This is a genomic window from Kushneria sp. EE4 (assembly GCF_977968315.1).
On record NZ_OZ386212.1, the window covers coordinates 2428425 to 2449058 of the forward strand.

Consider the following 20634-nt stretch of genomic DNA (forward strand, 5'->3'; position numbering starts at 1 on the left):
ATCCATCGGGTGTACAGTGACCGGGGCGTGTTCATCATCACTGATTACGGCATTGACAGGCCATGTGTTCAATCGTTTCCCATCATAAACATCTCCTGCTGCTGGGCGGTACGCTTGAAGCCCGCCGGATTGCAGCACATTTGGCCACCCTGCCGGGTCTCTCGGTTACCCTGTCGCTGGCCGGACGCACGCGCACCCCCATCGACAACGGCGTGGCCACGCGCCGCGGCGGCTTTGGCGGCGTTACCGGGCTGGTGGCCTGGCTCGAGGCGCATGATATCGATGCCATTATCGTGGCCACCCACCCCTTTGCCGCACAGATGGCGCACAACGCCTGCGAAGCTGCCCGCCGGACCGGTCTGCCCATCGTGCGCATCAACCGCCCCGGCTGGCAGCGTGCCCCCGGAGACCGCTGGATTGAATGCGACACCACCGAGCAGGCGGTCACCCTGCTGGGCGCCATACCACGGCGGGTACTGCTCACCTTCGGCCGCGAGCAGGCCGCGTCGTTTGAAGCCGCGCCCATGCACCACTACGTGATCCGAAGCATCGACCCCATCGAGGCACCGCTGGCCCTGCCCCATGTGGACAACCTGATCGCCCGCGGCCCTTTCACGCTGGACGCGGAGCGTCGTCTGCTGCGCGAGAAGGCCATCGACGTGCTGGTCACCAAGCACAGCGGCGGCGAGGCGACACGCCCCAAACTGGAAGCCGCCCGTGAACTGGGGATAGAGGTCATCATGATGCGCCGTCCGGCCATGCCGAACATACCTGTTGTGGAGGGTCTGGATGACGCGGGCATGACGCGGCTGGTCGAGTGGGTATCAGCCCTGTGAGCCGGATGCCTCGGGATCATGGCCGGCGGCAAAGCGCGGCGTGTAGATCAGCGACGACTGCCCGGGCCGCTCGACCCGGCGCGTCTCCTCACTGCCGATGATGACAAGCGTTGCCATATCGGCCTGCTCGGCGCGGGCCTGACCAAGCGTGGTGGTCGTGATCTGCTCATCGGCTCGGCCGGCGGCGCGGGCGAAAATCACCAGCGTGTCAGGGGAAAGCACCTCGCGCAGCTTCTCCAGCGCCACGCCCAGCTGCCAGGGGCGCGCCTTCGAGATCGGGTTGTAAAAGGCCATGACCAGCCCGGCGCCGGCGCAGGCCAGCAGCCGGCGCTCGATCAGCGGCCAGGGCTTTAGATTGTCGGACAGCGAAATGGCGGCGAAGTCATGGCCCAGCGGCGCGCCACAGGCCGCGGCGGCCGCCAGCATGGCGCTCACACCGGGCACGATCTCAAGGCTCAGTTCACGCCACGCCCCGGGGCCGCGCTCGATCTGTTCACACACCGCCGAGGCCATGGCAAACACGCCCGGATCGCCGCCGGAGAGCATCGCCACGCATTCCCCCCGGGCGGCCAGAGTGAGCGCCTCACGGGCGCGGGCGCCCTCCTCGCGGTTGTCCGATACCACCCGGCGCGGATCGTCCACGGCCACCACCCGATCCACGTAGGGGCCGTAGCCGTAGAACCAGTCGGCACACGCCAGCGCCTCGAGTGCCTGCGCGGTCAGATAGGTGGCCTCACCCGGTCCCAGCCCGATCACGATCAGCCGGCCGCTCATGAGGTGACCTGCGCATCCAGGGTGACCGGATGGGCACACTCGGCCCAGCCGGGCACCAGCACGATCGAGAAATACGGCGCCGGGCGGTCATCGCGGTCGATGAGTTTCATGATGCGCTCGCCCGCCATGGTGGCGCGCTCGACATAGACTGCACGCTCCAGAAGTCCCACCCGTTCCAGGGCGGTGCGGATATGCGGCAGGTTGCGCCCCACCTTCATGATCACGGCGGCCTCGCAGCGCGTCAGCCGATCCACCAGCGCGTTTTCATCCAGCGTGCCCGGCAGGATGGTGAGCACGTCATCGCCCTGACAGATCGGTACGCCGGCGCTCGACCAGCCGCCGGCCATGCCCGTCACGCCCGGGATGACCTCGACCTGGAAGCGGTCTTTCAAGCGCACGTGAAGATGCATCCAGGAGCCGAAAAAGAGCGGGTCTCCTTCCGAGAGCACCGCCACGCTGCGCCCGGCCGCCAGCTCGACGGCCAGTCGCTCGGCGCTGTCGGCATAAAATTCGGCAATGGCGCTGCGATAGCCTTCGGAGTGGCGATGCAGCTCGGTGGTGACCGGGTAATACAGCGCCAGCTCCGGCTGGCCTTCGCGCAGATGCGCACTGATGACGCGGCGGGCATTGCTCTGGTTGCCGGCTTTGGCAAACCAGGCCACCACGTCGGCCTCGGCCAGCACGCGCGCGGCCTTGAGGGTCAAAAGCTCCGGGTCACCGGGGCCGGTACCCACACCGTACAGGCGCCCACAGGCGGGAGAGACACCACCGGAGGCGGTAGAACATTCGGGAGTCGATCGCATCAGAGTCGGTCGCTTGCCAGCGCATTGATGGTGGCCGAGGCAATGGCGCTGCCGCCCATGCGCCCGCGCACCGTAATGAAGGGAATGTCGAGACCGGCATCGATCAGGGCCTGCTTGGACTCCACCGCGCCGACAAAGCCCACCGGCACGCCGATGATCGCCGCCGGGCGCGGCGCACCCTGATGGAGCAAATCGAGCAGATGAAAGAGTGCGGTCGGCGCGTTGCCGATGACCACCACCCCGCCGTCGAGCTGATCGCCCCACAGCTCGATGGCCGCCGCCGTACGGGTGTTGCCAATGCGTTTGGCAAGATCAAACGTGCGCGCGTCGTGCAGGGTGCAGACCACGTTGTTGTCGGCCGGCAACCGCGCTCGCGTCACGCCCCGCTCGACCATGCCGGCGTCGCACAGAATCGGCGCGCCCTGAAAAATCGCCTCGCGGGCCCGCATGATATCGCCCCCGCCAAAGACAATCTGCCCGGCCAGCTCGACCACGCCGCAGGCATGAATCATGCGCACGGCCACCTCGGCTTCCAGCGTCGAAAAGCGCGCCAGATCCGCTTCTGATCGGATGATGGCAAACGACTGACGATAGATGGCCTGGCCGTCATGTTCATAGTCATGCAGGGAACGCTGGGCAGGTACGTCATGCGTGCCATGGCGGTCGGTCATGGGCTCCCTCATTGTTGGAGTGGGTATCGGGGCAGTCAGGTGCGCCATTCTACCCTGGCGCCGCCTCAGCGTCCGCCCCTGACACGTCGCCATCGCAACCGCTGCCCGCACGCAGCAGCGCCACGATGCGCGCCTCGCCGATATCGGCCAGTGTCGAGGCATCCAGCGCCGGGGCGTGGCCTTCATGGCCCAGCGTGTGCACCAGGTGTTCAAACGCCGCGGTCAGACCCGCAGCGTCGCCGGCGATCAATCGTGGCACGCCGCGCGGATTGCCCTGAAAGACCAGCCCGACCCCGCGGGCCATGCCGACCAGGGTGAAGGTGCAGACGTCAAGACTGGCGCAGCCCTTGGCGCAGCCGGACAGATGCAGCCGCACCGAATCATCAAACCACTGCGACCAGCGCTCGCTCAGCGCCCGGGCCGTGTCGTGCGTGGCCATGAAGGCGCTGGCACAGCCCGGCGCGCCGGTACAGGCCACGATCGAAAGGCGCGGGTCATCGTCTGCCACGATCAGACCGGCCTCGCGCGCGGCCCGGATGATGGCGTCGATATCGGCGTGCTCGCGACATGCCAGGCGCCAGTGACGCCCGGGGGCGGCGGCAAAGCCCAAAGCGCCACAGCGCTGCGCCTCGCGTGTAAAGCGCAAAAGCTTCAGCGCCGGCAGCTGCCCGAACGGCCAGACCAGATCCAGCACGTCGCGCTGGCGCCGGGCACCGGCGTCCGGGCCCTGATACACCCCGCTGCGCGGCGGCGGCGCGCCGGGGCGACAGCCGAGCAGATCGCAAAGCGTATAGATCGAAACATGGGCGAGCAGATGCTGGCCGCGCGCCATCGCCCCGAGCGCATCGATTTCGCTTAAAATTCCCAGCACGGCGCTGGCAAGCTTGGAGGCCACCATCCAGCCCAGCCAGGTGGCGCTGCCGTGATCGCCGGCCACGCCGATCCAGCCGCCGCGGTCGCCGTCCAGGCGCACGTAAACGTCGCCGGAGAGTCCGGCAAGCCCGGCCCAGCCGCCGGCATCGATGACCACGGCGCACTTGGGGGCCAGCCCGCTCGGCGCGCCGGTCAGGATCTGACCGCGCAACCGGCGCGCCAGGGCGCGCGTAGGCGCCTCGATGGCTTCATCGACGTCCATCAGCGCATCGATCGACACCGCCGGAGTGGCGCTTTCCAGCCAGTGGCGCGACAGACGACGCATCAGATAGTCCGAAAGCCCCCGGTGGCCGCCCTCGGCCAGCCCGCGCAGCTGTAGATTGCCGCGCCGGGTCACCTCGATCAGCCCGTTGCCGAAGCGCTCGGCGGCCTCGCACAGCGTGATGATCTCATCGGCCTCGAGCGGTGCGATCAGCGGCGGCAGACGCGACAGCCAGCCATCGCCCGTTTCCATGGGCGTGGCCAGCGACGGGCAGGCGCCTCGCGCCCTTTTCCAGCCGGGCGTTTGCATCGCATTGAAGTCGTGCGGTTCAGGCAACATGAGCGTTCAACCACGCAGTCAGGAAAAAATCGGACCGGTCGGGACGGCGAAACCCGCCGACCTCGTCCATGATGGGTGGTCATGCTATCGCACCCCTTGCAAGGAGGCTCAATGACCGCAGTACCCGCGCCGGCGCCGTTGCCCAGACACTTCTACAACCGCCCCACGCTGGAGGTCGCGCGTGACCTGCTGGGCTGTCATCTCATCGTTGATGACGGCGAAGAGCGACTGATCGGCCGGATTACTGAAACTGAAGGCTATCTGGGCCTTCGCGACACCGCCTGTCACTCCTCCCACGGGCGCACCCAGCGCACCGAGGTGATGTTCGGCCCGGCAGGCTATGCCTACGTCTACATCATCTACGGCATTTACGACATGCTCAATCTGGTGACCGAGGTCGAGGACGACCCGTGTGCCGTATTGATCCGCGCCATCGAGCCGATTCAGGGCGAAGAGACCATGATCGCGCGGCGCAACGGCAAGCAGGGCCGCGACATGCTCAACGGCCCCGGCAAGCTGACCCGCGCCATGGGCATCACCAAAACGGCCTTCAATCGGCTCGATCTGTGCAGCGGCCAGAATCTGTGGATCGAGCCGGGCACACCGGTCGATGACGATGACGTCATCCGAAGCCCGCGCATCGGCATCGACTACGCCGAGCCCGAGCATCGCGACGCCCCCTGGCGGCTGCGCATTGCCACGCCGCAGCTGCGCCGTCAGCTCGAAAAAAAGGCACGCCGGAAGAATACCGCCGGAGAGTAATCCCGGCATGGCGCGGTTCATGCCCTGCCAGGCTAGAATGAAGGCAGCGCACAACGACTCCCGGGAGGGACCGTCATGACACCGTTACTGGCAGGACTTGTCGCAGGGTTTATCGCGTCAACGCTGAGTCTTGAAGCCCTGGCCGACGATCAGGGGCCGATACGCTCGCATTTTTCTCAGGATCGATCGCACTTTTCGCAGGGTCAATCGCAGTTTCGCCAGGGGAGCGGCGGCGTTGAACGCCACTGGCACCACGCCAATCGCCCCGGCTTCGACAATCGACCCGGTTTTGGCAACCGGCCGGGCCCTGGTAACCGTCCCGGCCCCGGCAACCGTCCCGGCTTTGATGGACGACCCGGTTTCGACAACCGCCCCGGCTTTGACAATCGACCCGGCTTCGACAACCGCCCCGGTTTTGACGGGCGCCCCGGCCCTGATGGTCAGTGGGGCTACGACGGCCGGCCGGGCTTTGGCTGGCACCGGCCACAGCCCATCGACCCGGACGAGCGCCTGCGGCGTCAGTACGAACGTCTCTACGACATCGAGCGCCGCCAGTTTGATCAAACGCGCCGGGAGACCATCTACGGTGCCGCGCCGGACCGGTTCTACCGTGACAATCGCTGGCAGAACGCTCCCTACCCGGCCCCGGGCAACTATCGCCCGCCATCGACCGGCTATCCGCTGCCGCCGCATGGCTATCCGTTACCGGGCCAGTCGCGCCCGCCCGCCTTCAATAGCGACCCGGGCCGGGGCGCGGACCTCTACTCGGACCCGCGCGGCCCGGCACCCGCCACGCCCTACAGCCGTTAGGTCCGGGGTCGGCGCCTAGATATCGAAGAGGTTTTCGAGCTGTCGTCGCAGCGCCGCGCCCCAGCCGTTCTCGTTCGGCTCGTGACCGGGGGCATCGACATAGATGGTAGCCGTCTGGCCGGCAGAGAGCACCAGATCCCCGGGCACCTCATCGAGTCGGATACGAACGGGAATGCGCTGGGACAGGCGCACCCAGTCAAAGGACGGATTGACCGCGGCCAGCCCGCCGGACTCCCCGGTCAGGCTGTTGTCCACGATGCCGCGCGCGATCGAGTCCACGTGGCCGTGGAGCTCCCGGTCGCGCCCCAGCAGGCGCACCCGCGCCGGGTCGCCGGGGTGAATGCCGCCAAGCTTGGTCTCCTCGAAATAGCCCAGCGCGTAGAAGCTGTGCTGGTCCACCAGCGTCATGGCCCGCGAGCCGGCGCTGACATACTGACCCGGGCGCAGCTGCTGGTTGGTCACGTAGCCATCCACCGGCGAGCGCACCGTTGAGCGCTCCAGATCCAGCTTTGCCGCTCGCACGGCCACCTCGGCGTTTTGCACGGCCGCCTCGGCCGAGCGGTATTCAAAGCGGGCGTTATCGCGCGCCTCCTGCGAGACATAGTTGTTGAGCCGATCACGCCGGCTGCTGGTCGCTTTCGCCTCGTCGCGCTGCTCCTTGAAGCGCGACAGATCCGCCTGCGCCTGATCCAGTGCCAGCTGATAGCGCGCCTGGTCGATGGTAAAGAGCACCTCGCCCTTGTCGACCAGGTCGTTGTCATGCACCTCGAGCGTATCCACCAGCCCCGAAACATCCACCCCGACCTGGACGATATCGGCGCGAATGCGGCCATCGCGCGTCCAGGGGTCATGCATGTAGTGATGCCAGATCCACCAGGCGGCCAGCAGTGCCGCCACCACCAGCAAAAGCGTCGCCACGATACGCAGGGTGCGCCCTGCCAGGGCCGACACGCCATTCATACCCGACTCCTTGTCCGTCATGTTTGTCCTCCCGCCGGCAGAGCGCCGCTGAGTATCAGCACCGCCCACAACAGCAGCGTAAAAATGGCGATGTCGGCCAGTACCGGCTGCCATAAAAACCGGTACAGCCCGAAATGCGACATCACGCGGCGCACGCTCCAGAACAGCAAAAGCGCCACCAGCACCGGCACAAAAAGCGGCGGCGTCAGAAACCCCAGAAACGACCACTCATCGAGCATCCATGGCTCCTTGTTCGTCATCGACGTCGACCAGCGCGTCACGGGCCTGCACATCGGCGCCGGGCAGGTCACGCAGCAGATGCGAGAGCATCTCGAATTCGCCGATCAGCGCCGTGGGCAGCGGCTCGATAGCGTACAAAGAGGCCGCCCGCGCCTCGCTGTCGGCGGCCAGACGCTGCCAGGCCCTTTCATCGCGTCCGGCCCGGGGCAGCTGCCGACCCAGCTCAAACACCCAGCGCTCGATATCGCGCCGGTAAGGGCCGCTGTCACGGGCCAGTCGCCGCAGCCGCCACAGGCACATGGCGAGTGCGTGCAGATCCACTGCTTCACGCAGCATCAGTTCACCGCTGCCCAGCGCCAGCAACCGGCCCAGCCGGTCATACAGCCGGCTTTCGATCCAGGCTCTTGAGGGCAGCCGCCGCGCCCGGGTCACGCGCTCAAGCCCGCGCCAGTAGGCGGTCACCAGGGTTTCCAGGCGCTCCCCGGGCGTGCGCTGGCGAAACAGCGAATAGGTCACCATGGTCACGATAGTGCCCAGAATCGAGGCCAGCCCGCCGTTGATGAACTGGGTGGGGTGAAACTCATAGGTCCGGTGCAGGTTCAAAAGCGTCATCAGGGTCACTGCCCCGGCAAGCCCGATCGCCGAGTAGCGCAGGTGCGGCGTCATCAGCGTGCCGATCACCACCGGCACCGCAATGCTCAGCGCCAGAAGCGGAAATCCGGTAATGGCGGGAAAGACCACGTAGGAAAACACGCAGCCGATAATGACCGCCCAGATCGTGCCGGTCAGAAACTGTCGCACCACCGCCGCCGGGTTGGGCGCCTTGGCAAAGAGCACGATAAACACACCCAGCAGCATCATGGAGAGATAGCCCGACGGCCAGCCGCTGTGAATCCAGAAAAGCCCCAGAAGCTCAAAGGCAATAAACACGCGAAAGGCGTTATAGCGCGCCACGGCGTACTCCGGATGCCAGGTGCGCCGGGGGCGGCGCCCGGTCAGGCGCACCAGTCGCGCATGCTGGTGGTGCTGCATGGCAAGGCTCAGCGACCGGCCGTGGTGCAAAAGCCCCAGCACTTCACTCAGGCGCTCACGCACCAGCGCGGCCCGCACCTGCGTCACCCGTGCCTCTGCCGTGACCAGCGCGTCGATGTCGGGCAGTACCGGCTGCTCGGGCAGCTCGCCGCCCTGCTCCAGCGCGTCCAGAAAGGGCAGCGCCGGGTCGCGCAGGGCCGTCATGATGGCGTCTGCATCCTCGCAGTGCGACAGCCGGTCGACCGCCTCCTCGAGCTCGCGCAGCCCGGTCATCAGCGCCAGGCTGTCGCCGGCAAAACGGTCCAGCGCCGGCAGCAGCCGACGAAAGCGGCGAAACTCGAAGCGCGCCAGCGAATGCTGCGCCTCGAACTGCTGATGCTTGCCCATCAGCGTGCGCAGCCGGGCGTCAAGCTCGGCACGCGTTCGCCGCTCTACCAGCGCCACGCGCACCTCACCGGCGGCGCCACCGGTCAGACCGTCCAGCGTGGTCGGCAAGGCGTGGCTGCCAAAGCGCGGCTTGATCAGCACATGCATTAAAAAACCGGCCCCGATGCCCAGCGCCGTCTCCGTGGTGCGGGCCAGTGCCAGATCAAAGATGTTGTCCACGCCGGTACCGATGGCGGTCAGCGAGACCAGCGTTGCGGTATAGCCGCTGAGCATCATGATGTAGCTGGCCGGCTCATCGTTTAAAAGCATCACGCAGAAGGTACAAAAGGCCAGCCAGCCGCCGGCGGCCAGCAAATAGAGCATCGGCTGCTGGGCGAATAGCGCGATCAGCACCACGCCCATTAGCGCGCCCAGAAAGGTGCCGATCAGCCGGCCGATACAGCGATGAATGATGATGCCCAGCGGTGGCGTGCCGCCTGAAAACATGACCGGCTGGAGCGTGACAATCATGACGGCCAGAATCGCCCAGGCCGGCTGGGCCAGATCCAGACGCAGCGCTGCAAAAAGCGCCAGCCACACGGCCAGCACGGTGCGCAGCGCCAGCACCCAGTGGTCACCGGTAATACTCGAGACAATTCTCATCAGACAGGATCAGCATCGTAAACGACGCATGCCGCCTGGCAGGCATAAAAGCCCACAGACGGACGGCGACAGGCGCAAGGGAAATATCGTAAGGGTGCAAAGTATTTCATTAACGCTGACCTGACGTCTACCTTAACCCCGCCCCGGTCATGACGGCCTGGCGCCAGGCACGCTCATCCTGCACAAGCGTCACGCCCAGATGGGTGCGTGCCGCGCGCACCAGCCCTTCCACCGCCAGATGATCGGAGGCCACCAGCAGCACGGTTGGCGCCATGCCGGCGCGATGCCACAAGCGCAGCGCCTCGGCCAGCTTCGGCGCACTGCCGGCGTCGAGATGGTTTAACAAAAGCACCCACCAGGGAGAGGCCGGCACAGTCTCCGGCAGCGGCGCGGACAGCGCGACCGGCCGAGGCTGCCAGCGTGACACCCCCTCGGGCAGGGCCAGACGCTGCGACAGCCGCTCAATGCCCGGGCCCGTCTCGCCCCACACCATGACCACCAGCTCGGTCGGCGCTCCGTCCGTATCGTTTTTCGAGGCGTGCGCCTGCGACCACTGGCGCAGGCCGCTGGCCTGATCACCCGACATGGCAGTGCCCGTTACCGTCGAGCGCCATCACGCGCGCGCCTCACGGGCATCCATCAGCGCATCACGCGCGGTAAAGGCCTGCAGCAGGGCTTCCAGCAGCACGGTGCCGGTACGTCGCCGCGCCCCGCCGGAGAGATTGAACAGCTGGGCACGTACGTCCATCGCCCAGTCCTCACCGCACAGCTCCAGCCGGGTCGCCAGTGCCGCCAGCCCCGAGGCCAGCTGCAGCCGGGTCTCGCGGTCACTGCGCGCCACGCCACTCTCCTCCAGCCGACGCATCGCCTGGCGGGTCAGCGCTTCAAGGCCCTCCAGCGCCACGGCCCGGGCCAGGCGCGAGGCCACATCACGGCCGGTCACGGCGTTAGAGAGCCAGTAGCGCCGCGCCAGCACGCGGTTGTCATCGACATCGTGAAGACGCGCAAACCACACCAGCACCTCCACCGGCGCGCCACTGCCGCGGGTGTCATACAGCGCCGGCAGACAGGAGAGCACCATGTTGACCGGCCGGGCACGCCAGCGACACTGGCGCTGATCGATCTCCTCGGCAAGACCGGCCAGATCGACCAGCCGCTGGCGCTCGCCCTGATGGCGAATCCGGCGCGCGGCCGTGGCCGCCGACATCCATAGCTGCCGGTCGGCGGCCAGGCGGTGCATCTCCGCCACCGCCGGGAGCGTGGCCATCAGATGCCAGGCGCTTTGATGGGTCTCTCGCGCCCAGGCCATGCGCGCGGCTTCCGAGGTCGGCAGGCGGTGGCGCAGCCAGGTCTGCGGCAGCGGCAGGCCGTGATCGTCCAGCGACACCAGCGGCATGGCCCAGTCCTGCTGGCGCGAACCGTTCTCCTTCGACCACCACAGGGCGTGTTCCTCGTTGGCCGCCACCGTTAGCGGCGTGCGCGCCGCCATATGAGCGGCAAAGCTTTCCCCGGGGGCATTGCTCACACCGTGGGCCCAGAGCTGCTCCAGAAGCGGGGTGCCCGGTGCCCGGCGGGCCAGAGTGTCGAACATGGCGTGCAGCGAGCGGCCGTGGCTGACGACATCGCGCGACAGGGCATGGGCCTTTGACTGACGCGTCTGCCCGGCCATCTCGGCAAGGGTTGCCGCGTCATAGCCAAACGGCGAGGCGCTATCGACCGACAGCGCCTCACTGACCAGCGCGGCCACGTCCACCGCGACCAGATCCTCCGGCACCCGCTGGCCGTTGGCGACAAAGAGCACCTGCAGCCGATGACGAGCAAGAATGTCCAGCACGGTCGCCGGCCGGGCGGATTCGTCCAGCTTGGTAATAATGCAGCCGCGGATCGGCGTGCCGGCCTGAGCGGCGGCCTGCTGATAGGCCGCCACCACCTGCTCAAGCGTATCGCCGTGGCTGGCCGCGTCCAGCACCAGCAGGGTCGCAATGGGCACACCCGCCTCGCCCAGCCGGGCCACTTCGGTGGCCAGACGCGGGTCGCGCTGACTCATGCCCAGGGTGTCGATCAGAATCGTGCGTTTCGGCGTGGCCTTTTGCATCTGAAGCAGCGCCCGGCGCGGTGTCATGAGACGCGCCAGCAGCGCGCCCAGATCGCCGTCGCCTTCCAGCGCATGCACTTCCACGCCCAGCAGGCGCGCGTAGATGCGCAGCTGCTCCTGGGCGCCGATACGATAGCTGTCGGTGGTGATCAGCGCCGCGTCGCGGTTGCCGTGGGCCATCACATAGCGCGAGGCGAGCTTGGCGGTGGTGGTGGTCTTGCCCACCCCGGTCGGGCCGATCAGCGCCATCACGCCGCCCTCGGCGAGCAGATCCGAGTCGGTGTCCATGATTTCGAGTCGGGCGGCCAGCTGACGGCTGATCCAGCCGTTGAGCGCCTCGTCGATGTCGGTCTCGGACGTGTCGGCAAATTCGGCGGGCAGCAGCGCGATCAGCTCGCGCACCAGCGTCTGGCTGAACCCCACGCCGATCATGCGCTGACGCAGACGACTCGCCGGCGTGGCTTTTTCTTCCTCGACAGGCGCCGCCGCAAGCCGGGTATTGAGCAGATCGCGCATGGCGGAAAGCTCGGTCATCATCTGCGCGCTGAAGGCCTGCATCTGCTCGGGGGCGGCCGCCGGCATCGCCTGCACGGTCGGCTCGGGCTCGGGTACAGGCTCGGAAGAAGCCGTTTGATGCGGGGCCGGCGCTTGTGGCGCGGGCTCGGCCGGATGGCCGGTCAGGCTCTCCTGGTCGGCATCGAGCATCGCCACGATCTCGACACCGCCTTCCACCTGGCGGTTGGAGAGAATGAGCGCGTCATCGCCCAGCGACTCGCGCACCTGACGCATGGCGTCACGTGCGTTGGTGCCGATAAAACGGTGTACCCCCATGCCTGGCTCTCCTGATGAACGGCAATGGTGCAGGCGCAGGGGCGTATCAACCTGTCGCCTTCATGTCATGGCGCCAAGGGTGCCACGCGCGCGCCGTCATCAATGGGCAGGAATGAATGCGAATTCATGCCTTATTCGCGTTTCACCCTAAAGTTTTCATCGCCGCTGCCGAGCGCCTGGCGCAGCGATCCCCTACACTGGCGCCACTTCAACGTCCAATATTGATCTCAAGGTATCGCCTTTCATGTCCCGTGATGTCACGGCCCCGGATGCACCCCGCCCCCGCCAGCTGGTGTTCTACACCCTGGTATTGATGGCCTTTCTGGCCGCCTCCGGCGTGCCCACGCCGCTGTATCCGCTTTATCAGGCGAGCTGGCACTTTTCGGCGTTCATGCTCACCCTGGTGTTTGCCAGCTATCTGTTTGCCCTGCTGGTGACGCTATTGTTCACCGGTGCCCTGTCGGACTATCTCGGCCGCCGCCCGGTCATTTTCGCAGGCCTTGTGATCGAGCTGGCCTCGATGATCTGTTTTTTGATGGCCACTGATCTGAGCTGGCTATTCGCGGCGCGCATCCTGCAGGGCGTGGCGACCGGCATCGTGACCAGCGCATTGAGCGCGGCACTGATGGACAGCGACCACCAGCGCGGCCCGGTCATGGCCAGCGTCGCGCCCATGATCGGCATGGGGCTGGGCGCGCTGGGCGCCAGCGTGCTGGTCGCCGGCGCCCCCTGGCCGCTGCGGCTGGTGTATGTCGTGATGATCGCGATTTTTGTCTGGCAGGTGCTGGGGATTGGCCGCATGACGGAGAGCGTGACGCGCCGCCCCGGAGCGCTGGCCTCGATGACGCCCCGCGCCCGGATCCCGGCCACGGTGCTGCCCACCTTTGTACGCACCATGCCGGCCAACGTGGCGGCCTGGGCGCTGGGCGGCTTCAGCCTGTCGCTGGGCCCGGCGCTGGCCGAGCAGGTCGCCGGGTTTCACAGCGCGCTGATGGGCGGGCTTTTGGCCTGCATCCTGTCAGTAATGGGCGGCATCAGCGTCTGGCGCTTTCGCCGCTTCACCACCCGTACCATTTTGCTGCTTTCCAGCACCCTGCTGCCCGCCGGGCTGGTGCTGGTACTGATCAGCGTCTACCTGCCCAGCCTGGTGCTATTGATCACCGGCTACGCCGTGGCCGGTCTCGGCTTCGGCTCGGGGTTCATGGGCGCACTGCGCGCGGTCATGCCGCTGGCGCCCGCCGGCGAGCGCTCCTCACTGATGGCCGTGTTTTACGTGGTGAGCTATCTCTCCGCCAGCCTGCCGGCGCTGGCTGCGGGCATCGCCACCCAGCGCTTCGGCCTGGAAGCCACGATTTATGTCTACGGCGTTTTCGTGATGCTGCTCTCATTGAGCGTGCTGGTCAGCGTGCTGCGCCGTCCGGTGGCGGCGGACCCGGCGTCGTAACCCGGGCCGCCACCCCTTCGATGCTCAGCGCTCGCGGTCGCCGAGCATCGAGGGCCACTGCGCCACCTCGTCTTCAAAGGCCACCAGATTCTGCTCGAGCTGCCACTGCAGCCGGGCACGATCGCTTGCCTCGATCAGGCGGGCGCAGTCACCCTCGGGCGTATTTTCAAGCGCGACGTCCTGACAGGCCTCCACGCGCGCCTCCCCCACGTCACCGTCCGCCCACAGGCTCTCGCCGGCCAGAAAACTGTACTCGAGGCTGTTGCGCGCCATCTGCTTGAGCGCCGGGTAGTCCAGGCCGTGCTCGGTCACGCCGCGCTCGTACTCGCGGGTCAAATCGATGCGGGAGACGCCCTGATCATCGGTGGCCAGCACCAGCGGCACACCCGCGTCGCGATAGAGATTGAGCGGGTGATCGGCGCCGCGCACGCCGAGAATCACGTCATTGCTGGTCAGGTTGATCTCCACCACCACGTCCTGCTCGGCCATATTCTGCAAAAGCTGCGGCGCGCCCTGCTCGTGGGCGATCGACACGCCGTGGCCGATGCGCCGGGCACCGCCGACCTCGATGGCCTTGCGGATGTGATCGCGCAGTTCAAACGGCGGTACCAGCCCGAGCGTCAGCTCGCCGGCATGCAGCGCACGTGGCACCTCGGGATAGTGGTTTGAGAGAAAGGCCAGCATCTGCATGTGGCGGTCGTAGTCTGCAAGCGCCACCGGGTGGTCCTCCGGCGCGACGATATTGACGCCCACATAGCGCGGGTCGGCATCAGCGAGTGCAAAGGCCATCATCAGCTCGCCAAAGACCGCCATCGGCGCTTGGGTGCGCACGGCAAAGCCCTGCAGGCGCACCGTGACGTCACAGCCCGGCGCGGCTTCTTCGCGGTCACAGCCCAGCCGCGTGGCGGCCTCATTAAACATCTCATCGACTTCCTCACGAGCGTCTGCCAGATGCGATTCAAGCGCCGGCGACAGCGCCTTGAAGGCCGCGTCCAGATCATTGATGTCGAGATCACGCGACTGCGCCATGGCGCCGAAAGCGTGCAGCGCGCCGGGGTTGGACATGGTCTCCAGATAGCGCTGATGGTCCAGTGCCGCCAGCCGTTGCGAGGCGCTCAAAAGCGCCCCGGGCGAGCCGGCCGCTACCGGAGCGAAGCGGTCAAAGGTGGCGAAGAATTGATCATGGCCCTCCACTGGCGGCGTGCCGGGGCCAGTGGGCGTATTGCGCATCGACAGCGCATTGAGGAGATCGGCGTAGAGGGCGCTGTCGCGCTGTGCCAGACCCTCGGCGGGCACCAGCGCGTCGTCGTCACACGGCGGCGGCGCGATCGCCGAGCCATCGGCGTGCACGCAAAGCCCCGTCTTTCCGGCCTCTTCAAGCAGGGTTTCCGGCCAGGGCGCACCCCACAGGTGATGGTGGATGTCACCACCCTTGGGCATGCGCTGCAAAAACATGCGCAGTTCGGGCGGCCGGTCGCGAATGTCGGCCAGATGGTCGGCGGTGCGGCGCTCATCGGCCTGGGCCGGTGTCGCCATCAGCAGCGCCCCGGCGCCCAGCGTTGCAAGCGTCGCCAGCCGGCGATGACAGGAGAGAAGATCGGTCAGCATGCGGTGCCCTTTTGTCGTTATTGAGGGTGATCCCGAGGCCGTTTCGGCGGCAGATGTGCTGTCTATATTAGCGAGGCCGTTTGAGGCTGTCGTGCTGCCCATCCTGTCGCGGGCATAAAAAAGAGGGCCCGAAGGCCCTCTCTTGATCGACAGGTCATGATGGCTCAGCGCTGCGCCAGGTCCTCGACCATGGCCCGCAGCACGCCGTAGAAGTTTTCCACCGCGCCGAGCTCCACGCGCTCATCCGGGGTATGGGCGCCGCGGATGGTGGGGCCGAACGAGATCATCTGCATCCCCGGGTTTTTCGAGCCGATCAGCCCGCACTCGAGCCCGGCGTGAATGACCCGAACCTCGGGCGCCTCTCCGGTAACGCTCTCATGAACGCGCTCAAAGCGCGCCAGCAGCTCGGATTCCGGCTCGGGCGTCCAGCCCGGGTAGCCTTCGTTGATCACGGGTTCGAAACCGGTCAGGCGCATCAGGGTGGCGATGCGCGCCACCAGCTCGTCGCGGGTGGAATCGCGCAGCGAGCGCACCATCAGCTGGATCGAGAAGGTGGCGTCCTTGAGTCGTACCACGCCCTGATTATTGGAGGTCTCGACCACGCCCGGCGCCGAGCGGCTCATGCCGGCCACGCCGTAGGGCAGACCGTGCATCAGCCCCATGACCCGATAGGTGTCTTCACTGGACAGGGCGCGATCGGCAGAGGCCGACTCGACGCTGACGGTCACGCCGTCATCAAGCCCTGCCAGCTCTTCGCGATAGATCGCCTGGTAGCGCTCGACCTGCGCCATCACCGCGTCACGATGCTGACTCGGAAAGGCCACCGTGGCACTCGCTTCGCGCGTGATGGCGTTGCCCATGGTGCCGCCGTCATAGTCGACCAGCCGCAGCCCCTGCTCGCAGAGCCGATGCAAAAGACGCGACAGCAGCCGGTTTGCGTTGCCCAGCCCCTGATGGATATCGAGCCCGGAGTGGCCGCCCTTGAGACCGTGCACGCTGATGGTCAGGGTCTCCATGGGCTCATCAAGCGGGGCCTCCGGCAGGGTGGCCTTCGTGCGTACCGACGCGCCGCCGGCGCAGCCGATGTAGACCTGACCTTCGTCTTCGGAGTCCAGATTCAGCAGATATTTTCCCTTGAGCCAGCCCTTTTTCAGGTTGATGGCGCCGACCAGCGAGGCTTCCTCCTCGACGGTCATCAGCGCTTCGAGCGGGCCGTGGGTGAGGCCTTTCTCTTCCAGAATCGCCAGCGCGGCGCAGGCGCCCACGCCGTTGTCCGCCCCGAGTGTCGTGCCGCGGGCGTAGAGCCAGCCGTCGCGGATCTCGGTGTCGATCGAGTCGCGATCAAAGTCGTGGGTCACGCCGGGGGCGGCCTGGGAGACCATGTCCAGATGGCCCTGCAGCACCACGCCGGGGCGGTCTTCATGGCCGGGGGTGGCGGCCTTGCGAATCAGCAGATTGCCGGCCTCGTCACGTTCGTGTTCAAACCCCTTCTCGGTGGCCCAGGCTTCCAGCCGTTTGGCCAGCGCCTCTTCCCTGCCCGACGGGCGCGGCACCTCGCAGAAGGTGCGAAAGTGGCGCCAAAGATGGGCGGGTTCCAGTGTGTCCAGATGTTCGTTCACGCAGACTCTCCCTGTGCGTCATGACTCGTTAGCTGATCTCAAGAATACGCCATTCAACGCCTCGCTTCAGCCCGACGGCCTGTGCGGGTTACGAAGGCAGCGCCTGGAGCAGCACGCGCGCCTGCCGTCGCACCCAGTCCATCGCCTGCGCCTGGCCGGTCAGCCCCTCGCGCTCGGCCAGCCAGGCCAGCGAGCGCCCCTGCCACAGCAGGCCACACAGGGTGATCAGCTCGGAAGACGGGGCGGCCTCGCCGTCGCTGTGAAGCGCCTGATGCACCCGCCAGGCCAGCGCCTGCCGGCTTGGCACCAGCGGTGCCTGCCCCAGCGCCAGCCGCTCAAGCTGCGCCCGGGCTGTCACCAGAGAGACCGGAGGGCGCACGGCCTGATCCCGCAGCGTTTGCGCTACCACCGCCGGCGACAGCGTTGAAAGTTCAAAAGCCAGCAGCCCCGGCAGCTGCGCCGCCATGTGGTTATCGAGAAGACGCTGCAGCGTCGCGCCGCGCTCGTTGAGCGCCCGGCTCATCATCACCGGGTGCTCGCCGGTGGAGGTCTCCGGGTGCAACCCCAGACGCACACAGGAAAGCCCGCAACGCTGCCAGAAGGCCATCAGCCCCGGCTCGGCGCCCAGGCTCGCCCCTAAAAGCGCCCTGTCATCCGCGCGCGCGCCATGACACACCTGCTCGACCAGCCGTCGGCCCAGCCCCTGACGCTGGCGCTCGGGCACCACCGCCAGTCGCATGATACGGCGCAGCCGGTGGGTGGCCGCCTCGACCACCCCGGCGTGCAACGTCAGCGACTGCGCCATCAGATGGCCACGCGGGCGGCGCTCGCCGCGGGCAATGCGCTCGGCAAGCGCCTCGTCAAAGCCGCCTTCCTCCACCGTGACCGCCACCGCCAGCAGCCGGCCCTCGCCCGCGATCGATGTGCTCTCCAGCGTTTCGATGCCGATACCGGGCCCGTCCAGCAGCGTGCGTAGATCCGCCGGAGAGGTGCGGTAGTGCGCCTGTACCAGCAGCGCGAACAGCGCCTCGAGCCGCGGCTCGTCCTGGGCCAGCGCGTCCCGGTCAAGGCAATGGTGATACGCGTTTTCGAAAGTACCCTCACTGCTCGGCGGCTCGGCGGCCAGCGCCAGCAGCCGCGCCACGCAGTACTCCAGCGGGTCGTCGGCACCCCAGCGCACGGGCGTGTCCAGCGTGAGCGCCTTCCACTGCGGCGTGTCCCGATCCAGCCGGGCGCGAAAGCGCAGGGCAAAGCCACGGCCGCTGCCCTCGTAGCCGTGCACGGTGGTGGCAAACACCACGCGGGGGAAGTGGCGCAGCGCCTCATGCAGCAGCGCCGCCGGCAGGGCCGCGGCCTCATCGATGAGCAGCACGCTGCCATCGCCGCCCCAGGCCTCAAGGTTGTCGACCAGCCGGTCAGGGGCCACGAAACAGACCTCGCGCCCCTGCCAGACAAAGCGCTGATCCTGCAGCACACCGTCCGGCAGCAGCGCGGCGAGGCGCTCGAACACCGGCGCCACGCTTGAAAACCGCGGGCCGGTGATCAGGATGCGCGTGTCGCCCTGCATCAGCCGCCGCGCCGCGCCGATGCCCAGTGCCGCACTCTTGCCGCGGCCGCGATCGGCCGTCAGTACCAGCGGGCGGCGCCGGCGCAGGCGCGTGATGGCCGCCACCGCCCGAGCCTGATCCGGACTCAGGCAGTCCATGTCTTCAACCGGGACGGACGGCGTCGAGGTCGGTGCCTCGGCCATCGGCAGGGAGAGCGGCTGCCCGACGGCCCAGCGCGCCACCTGATCATCGGCCTCGAGCAGACGCGCCAGCCGGGCGAGATAACGTGAAGAAAGCATCGACCAGTCAAAGGGATGATCGGCAAGGCGAGCGTAGTCACCGTCCGGCGCCCGACCCCAGTCATCGGGCGTGAGCACCATCACAAGGCCGCCGGCGCGCACGGTGCCGGCCAGCGCACCGAAAGCGTCCGGGTCGAAGCCTTTGAAGGCATCAAACACCACCGCGTCCTGCTCGGTGCCCAGCCGGGTGCGCGCCTTGTTCATCGCCAGAGGCTCGATGGCCGGGTCGATACCGTCACAGGCCGGCGCGCCCACCCACAGGGCATCCGTCAGTGCCAGCGCCTCGAGCACGGCCGCGGCACGCTCGCGCAGCGCCGGCGCCGGGCCACAAAGCCATAAAAGCCCGCGGTGGCGGGCGGTGTTCAGGGTCTGGCGCCACTGATGCAGCGCCGTCAACGCGTCGTCGGACACGACCACCTCACAGGCAGGAATCAAGACATAACGGTCAAGCATGCCGGATATGTCACTTCGGTGCGACCCGGCCTCTCGCCACGGGCAATCATTGCCTTTTCGCGTGCCCCGGGCGCAGTATTGCGCCGCCATTCATCCTCTGGAACAGCGGCCTTGCTCGATTTTCTTGTGCATCTGGATCAGCACCTCATGACCCTGGTCGCTGACCATGGCGTGTGGGTGTATGCCATGGTGTTTGCGGTGATCTTCTGTGAGACCGGGCTGATCGTTATGCCCTTTCTGCCCGGCGACTCGCTGTTGTTCATTACCGGCGCCATCGCCGGCAGCGGTCATCTAAGCGTCTGGATGGCCGGCAGCGCGATCGCCACCGCCGCCATTGCGGGAGACAACTTCAACTACTGGATCGGGCGACGCTACGGCACCCGGCTTTTCAACGAGCGCTCGCGCTGGCTGCGCCGGGAGCACCTGGCACAAACCGAAGCCTTTTACGCCCGCCACGGCGGCAAAATGGTGATGCTGGCGCGCTTCGTGCCGTTTGTGCGCACCTTTGCCCCCTTCGTGGCCGGCATCGGCCACATGCCCTGGCCGGTGTTTGCCGGCTTCAGCGTGTTGGGCGCCCTGCTCTGGACCGGCGTGGTGGTCTCTCTGGGCTATTTTCTGGGCAACGTGCCGTTTCTGCGCGACCATCTGGAAGTGATCATTCTGGGCGTGGCCGGCGTCATGATTCTGCCGGTGATTCATCGCCTGCTGCGCCGCCGGCGGACCTGAACCTTAATGCGCCACGCTATATTCCTTGAAACGCTTTAGAACACGCGCCCAGCGTCGATAATGCCATTCAGGCCCGCTTTTTTGCGGATCAGGCACAGGGAGAGACGCCATGCAGCGCCGACCGTTCCGGCCCGCCATACCGGGCTATTTTCTGGCATGCCTTGTCAGCACCGTGGCGCTTGCCGGCCCGCCCCAGACAGCCAGCGCCAGCGAGTCGGTGATCCTTGATCACCGCCGCCCCAACCTGGATCATCATCGCCCGCCGCACCGCTACCCGCCCTTTGGCATCCGCGACCCGCAGCGCTTTGACCCCGTCCGCGATGTGGACGTCGGCGTGATCCTCCCGCCCGAACAGCTGGAGCACTGGCGCAGCAACTACGTGCCCGACAACTACCGGCTCAACGGCTACGACGGCGTCAGCCAGGGGGAGGCCAACGTCTGCCGCCACAGTGACGGCTCGCGCAGCTATTCAAGTTCCGGCATGACCTGTGAAGACGGTGACGCCAACCCACCCGGCGGGCGCACCTGGTCGACACAGTAGCGCCGCCTGCTTCCCGGCCAATCATGGCGTCATGCGCCATCAGCTTCATGCCGGCCCCGGGGCCGCGCTGAGCGTTTGAT

18 protein-coding genes are annotated in these 20634 nt (G+C 67.0%); 6 read left to right on the forward strand and 12 right to left on the reverse strand.

Annotated elements, in window-relative coordinates; translation table 11 throughout:
* The first annotated feature begins 62 nt into the window (after positions 1-62).
* The gene (locus ACXMYO_RS11020; RefSeq protein ID WP_457808744.1) at positions 63-836 is read left to right on the forward strand and encodes a cobalt-precorrin-6A reductase; all 774 of its coding nucleotides are present in this window, start codon (positions 63-65) and stop codon (positions 834-836) included.
* Here ACXMYO_RS11020 and cobJ read toward each other — a convergent pair.
* The 4 genes from cobJ to ACXMYO_RS11040 are packed head-to-tail and all read right to left on the reverse strand — an operon-like array spanning position 825 to position 4558.
* Positions 825-1610: a precorrin-3B C(17)-methyltransferase gene (gene cobJ, locus ACXMYO_RS11025; RefSeq protein ID WP_457808745.1), complete on the reverse strand. Its 786-nt coding sequence runs from the start codon at positions 1608-1610 to the stop codon at positions 825-827. The two genes, ACXMYO_RS11020 and cobJ, sit on opposite strands and share 12 nt — an antisense overlap.
* Positions 1607-2413 (reverse strand): precorrin-2 C(20)-methyltransferase, encoded by an 807-nt coding sequence (locus ACXMYO_RS11030; protein ID WP_457808746.1) that lies wholly within the window; start codon positions 2411-2413, stop codon positions 1607-1609. Before ACXMYO_RS11030 ends, cobJ begins: the two co-directional genes overlap by 4 nt.
* Entirely contained in the window at positions 2413-3084 is a 672-nt protein-coding gene (locus ACXMYO_RS11035) for a precorrin-8X methylmutase (RefSeq protein WP_457808747.1), read from the reverse strand. The genes ACXMYO_RS11030 and ACXMYO_RS11035 overlap by 1 nt, the downstream gene beginning before the upstream one ends.
* A gap of 49 nt (positions 3085-3133) precedes the next feature.
* Positions 3134-4558: a hypothetical protein gene (locus ACXMYO_RS11040; protein WP_457808748.1), complete on the reverse strand. Its 1425-nt coding sequence runs from the start codon at positions 4556-4558 to the stop codon at positions 3134-3136.
* A 111-nt stretch (positions 4559-4669) separates the two neighbouring features.
* On the opposite strand from ACXMYO_RS11040, the gene ACXMYO_RS11045 reads away from it, so the two are divergent.
* Both ACXMYO_RS11045 and ACXMYO_RS11050 read left to right on the forward strand, forming a co-directional pair.
* Positions 4670-5320, forward strand: coding sequence for a DNA-3-methyladenine glycosylase (locus tag ACXMYO_RS11045; RefSeq protein WP_457808749.1), 651 nt, complete (start codon positions 4670-4672; stop codon positions 5318-5320).
* Between the two features lie 75 nt (positions 5321-5395).
* Complete coding sequence (locus tag ACXMYO_RS11050; protein WP_457808750.1) at positions 5396-6130, forward strand: hypothetical protein; 735 nt, start codon at positions 5396-5398, stop codon at positions 6128-6130.
* A gap of 15 nt (positions 6131-6145) precedes the next feature.
* Here the strand turns inward: ACXMYO_RS11050 and ACXMYO_RS11055 are convergent, their stop codons facing one another.
* The 5 genes from ACXMYO_RS11055 to flhF all read right to left on the reverse strand — a co-directional run bounded on the left by ACXMYO_RS11055 (position 6146) and on the right by flhF (position 12317).
* Complete coding sequence (locus ACXMYO_RS11055) at positions 6146-7111, reverse strand: efflux RND transporter periplasmic adaptor subunit (RefSeq protein ID WP_457808751.1); 966 nt, start codon at positions 7109-7111, stop codon at positions 6146-6148.
* The gene (locus ACXMYO_RS11060) at positions 7108-7329 is read right to left on the reverse strand and encodes a DUF1656 domain-containing protein (protein WP_457808752.1); all 222 of its coding nucleotides are present in this window, start codon (positions 7327-7329) and stop codon (positions 7108-7110) included. The genes ACXMYO_RS11055 and ACXMYO_RS11060 overlap by 4 nt, the downstream gene beginning before the upstream one ends.
* The gene (locus tag ACXMYO_RS11065; protein ID WP_457808753.1) at positions 7319-9391 is read right to left on the reverse strand and encodes an FUSC family protein; all 2073 of its coding nucleotides are present in this window, start codon (positions 9389-9391) and stop codon (positions 7319-7321) included. The genes ACXMYO_RS11060 and ACXMYO_RS11065 overlap by 11 nt, the downstream gene beginning before the upstream one ends.
* A gap of 127 nt (positions 9392-9518) precedes the next feature.
* Positions 9519-9977, reverse strand: coding sequence for a hypothetical protein (locus ACXMYO_RS11070; RefSeq protein WP_457808754.1), 459 nt, complete (start codon positions 9975-9977; stop codon positions 9519-9521).
* 27 nt (positions 9978-10004) lie between these two features.
* Positions 10005-12317, reverse strand: a complete 2313-nt coding sequence (gene flhF, locus ACXMYO_RS11075) for a flagellar biosynthesis protein FlhF (protein ID WP_457808755.1) — start codon at positions 12315-12317, stop codon at positions 10005-10007.
* 244 nt (positions 12318-12561) lie between these two features.
* Here flhF and ACXMYO_RS11080 point away from each other — a divergent pair, with 244 nt between their 5' ends.
* Positions 12562-13761 (forward strand): MFS transporter, encoded by a 1200-nt coding sequence (locus tag ACXMYO_RS11080; RefSeq protein ID WP_457808756.1) that lies wholly within the window; start codon positions 12562-12564, stop codon positions 13759-13761.
* A 24-nt stretch (positions 13762-13785) separates the two neighbouring features.
* Here ACXMYO_RS11080 and ACXMYO_RS11085 read toward each other — a convergent pair whose 3' ends face one another.
* From ACXMYO_RS11085 to ACXMYO_RS11095, 3 genes are all read right to left on the reverse strand, one after another.
* On the reverse strand, positions 13786-15369 hold the full coding sequence (locus ACXMYO_RS11085; protein WP_457808757.1) for an adenosine deaminase family protein: 1584 nt from the start codon (positions 15367-15369) through the stop codon (positions 13786-13788).
* A 164-nt stretch (positions 15370-15533) separates the two neighbouring features.
* Positions 15534-16988 carry an aminoacyl-histidine dipeptidase gene (locus ACXMYO_RS11090; RefSeq protein ID WP_457808758.1) on the reverse strand — a complete coding sequence of 485 codons (1455 nt, stop codon included), beginning with the start codon at positions 16986-16988 and terminating at the stop codon, positions 15534-15536.
* Positions 16989-17076: 88 nt separating this feature from the next.
* Positions 17077-19287: a tRNA(Met) cytidine acetyltransferase TmcA gene (locus tag ACXMYO_RS11095; RefSeq protein WP_457808759.1), complete on the reverse strand. Its 2211-nt coding sequence runs from the start codon at positions 19285-19287 to the stop codon at positions 17077-17079.
* A 111-nt stretch (positions 19288-19398) separates the two neighbouring features.
* On the opposite strand from ACXMYO_RS11095, the gene ACXMYO_RS11100 reads away from it, so the two are divergent.
* Both ACXMYO_RS11100 and ACXMYO_RS11105 read left to right on the forward strand, forming a co-directional pair.
* The gene (locus tag ACXMYO_RS11100; protein ID WP_457808760.1) at positions 19399-20013 is read left to right on the forward strand and encodes a VTT domain-containing protein; all 615 of its coding nucleotides are present in this window, start codon (positions 19399-19401) and stop codon (positions 20011-20013) included.
* Positions 20014-20122: 109 nt separating this feature from the next.
* Complete coding sequence (locus tag ACXMYO_RS11105) at positions 20123-20554, forward strand: hypothetical protein (protein WP_457808761.1); 432 nt, start codon at positions 20123-20125, stop codon at positions 20552-20554.
* Positions 20555-20634: the final 80 nt, after the last annotated feature.

What these genes read in the sequence shown, in the direction of transcription:
- ACXMYO_RS11050 (WP_457808750.1), top strand. Translation starts at nt 5,396, where the DNA reads ATGACACCGTTACTGGCAGGACTTGTCGCAGGGTTTATCGCGTCAACG.
- ACXMYO_RS11085 (WP_457808757.1), bottom strand. Translation starts at nt 15,369, where the DNA reads ATGCTGACCGATCTTCTCTCCTGTCATCGCCGGCTGGCGACGCTTGCA.
- ACXMYO_RS11065 (WP_457808753.1), bottom strand. Translation starts at nt 9,391, where the DNA reads ATGAGAATTGTCTCGAGTATTACCGGTGACCACTGGGTGCTGGCGCTG.
- ACXMYO_RS11095 (WP_457808759.1), bottom strand. Translation starts at nt 19,287, where the DNA reads ATGCTTGACCGTTATGTCTTGATTCCTGCCTGTGAGGTGGTCGTGTCC.
- ACXMYO_RS11020 (WP_457808744.1), top strand. Translation starts at nt 63, where the DNA reads ATGTGTTCAATCGTTTCCCATCATAAACATCTCCTGCTGCTGGGCGGT.
- cobJ (WP_457808745.1), bottom strand. Translation starts at nt 1,610, where the DNA reads ATGAGCGGCCGGCTGATCGTGATCGGGCTGGGACCGGGTGAGGCCACC.
- flhF (WP_457808755.1), bottom strand. Translation starts at nt 12,317, where the DNA reads ATGGGGGTACACCGTTTTATCGGCACCAACGCACGTGACGCCATGCGT.
- ACXMYO_RS11040 (WP_457808748.1), bottom strand. Translation starts at nt 4,558, where the DNA reads ATGTTGCCTGAACCGCACGACTTCAATGCGATGCAAACGCCCGGCTGG.
- ACXMYO_RS11030 (WP_457808746.1), bottom strand. Translation starts at nt 2,413, where the DNA reads ATGCGATCGACTCCCGAATGTTCTACCGCCTCCGGTGGTGTCTCTCCC.
- ACXMYO_RS11045 (WP_457808749.1), top strand. Translation starts at nt 4,670, where the DNA reads ATGACCGCAGTACCCGCGCCGGCGCCGTTGCCCAGACACTTCTACAAC.
- ACXMYO_RS11080 (WP_457808756.1), top strand. Translation starts at nt 12,562, where the DNA reads ATGTCCCGTGATGTCACGGCCCCGGATGCACCCCGCCCCCGCCAGCTG.
- ACXMYO_RS11055 (WP_457808751.1), bottom strand. Translation starts at nt 7,111, where the DNA reads ATGACGGACAAGGAGTCGGGTATGAATGGCGTGTCGGCCCTGGCAGGG.
- ACXMYO_RS11060 (WP_457808752.1), bottom strand. Translation starts at nt 7,329, where the DNA reads ATGCTCGATGAGTGGTCGTTTCTGGGGTTTCTGACGCCGCCGCTTTTT.
- ACXMYO_RS11070 (WP_457808754.1), bottom strand. Translation starts at nt 9,977, where the DNA reads ATGTCGGGTGATCAGGCCAGCGGCCTGCGCCAGTGGTCGCAGGCGCAC.
- ACXMYO_RS11035 (WP_457808747.1), bottom strand. Translation starts at nt 3,084, where the DNA reads ATGACCGACCGCCATGGCACGCATGACGTACCTGCCCAGCGTTCCCTG.
- ACXMYO_RS11105 (WP_457808761.1), top strand. Translation starts at nt 20,123, where the DNA reads ATGCAGCGCCGACCGTTCCGGCCCGCCATACCGGGCTATTTTCTGGCA.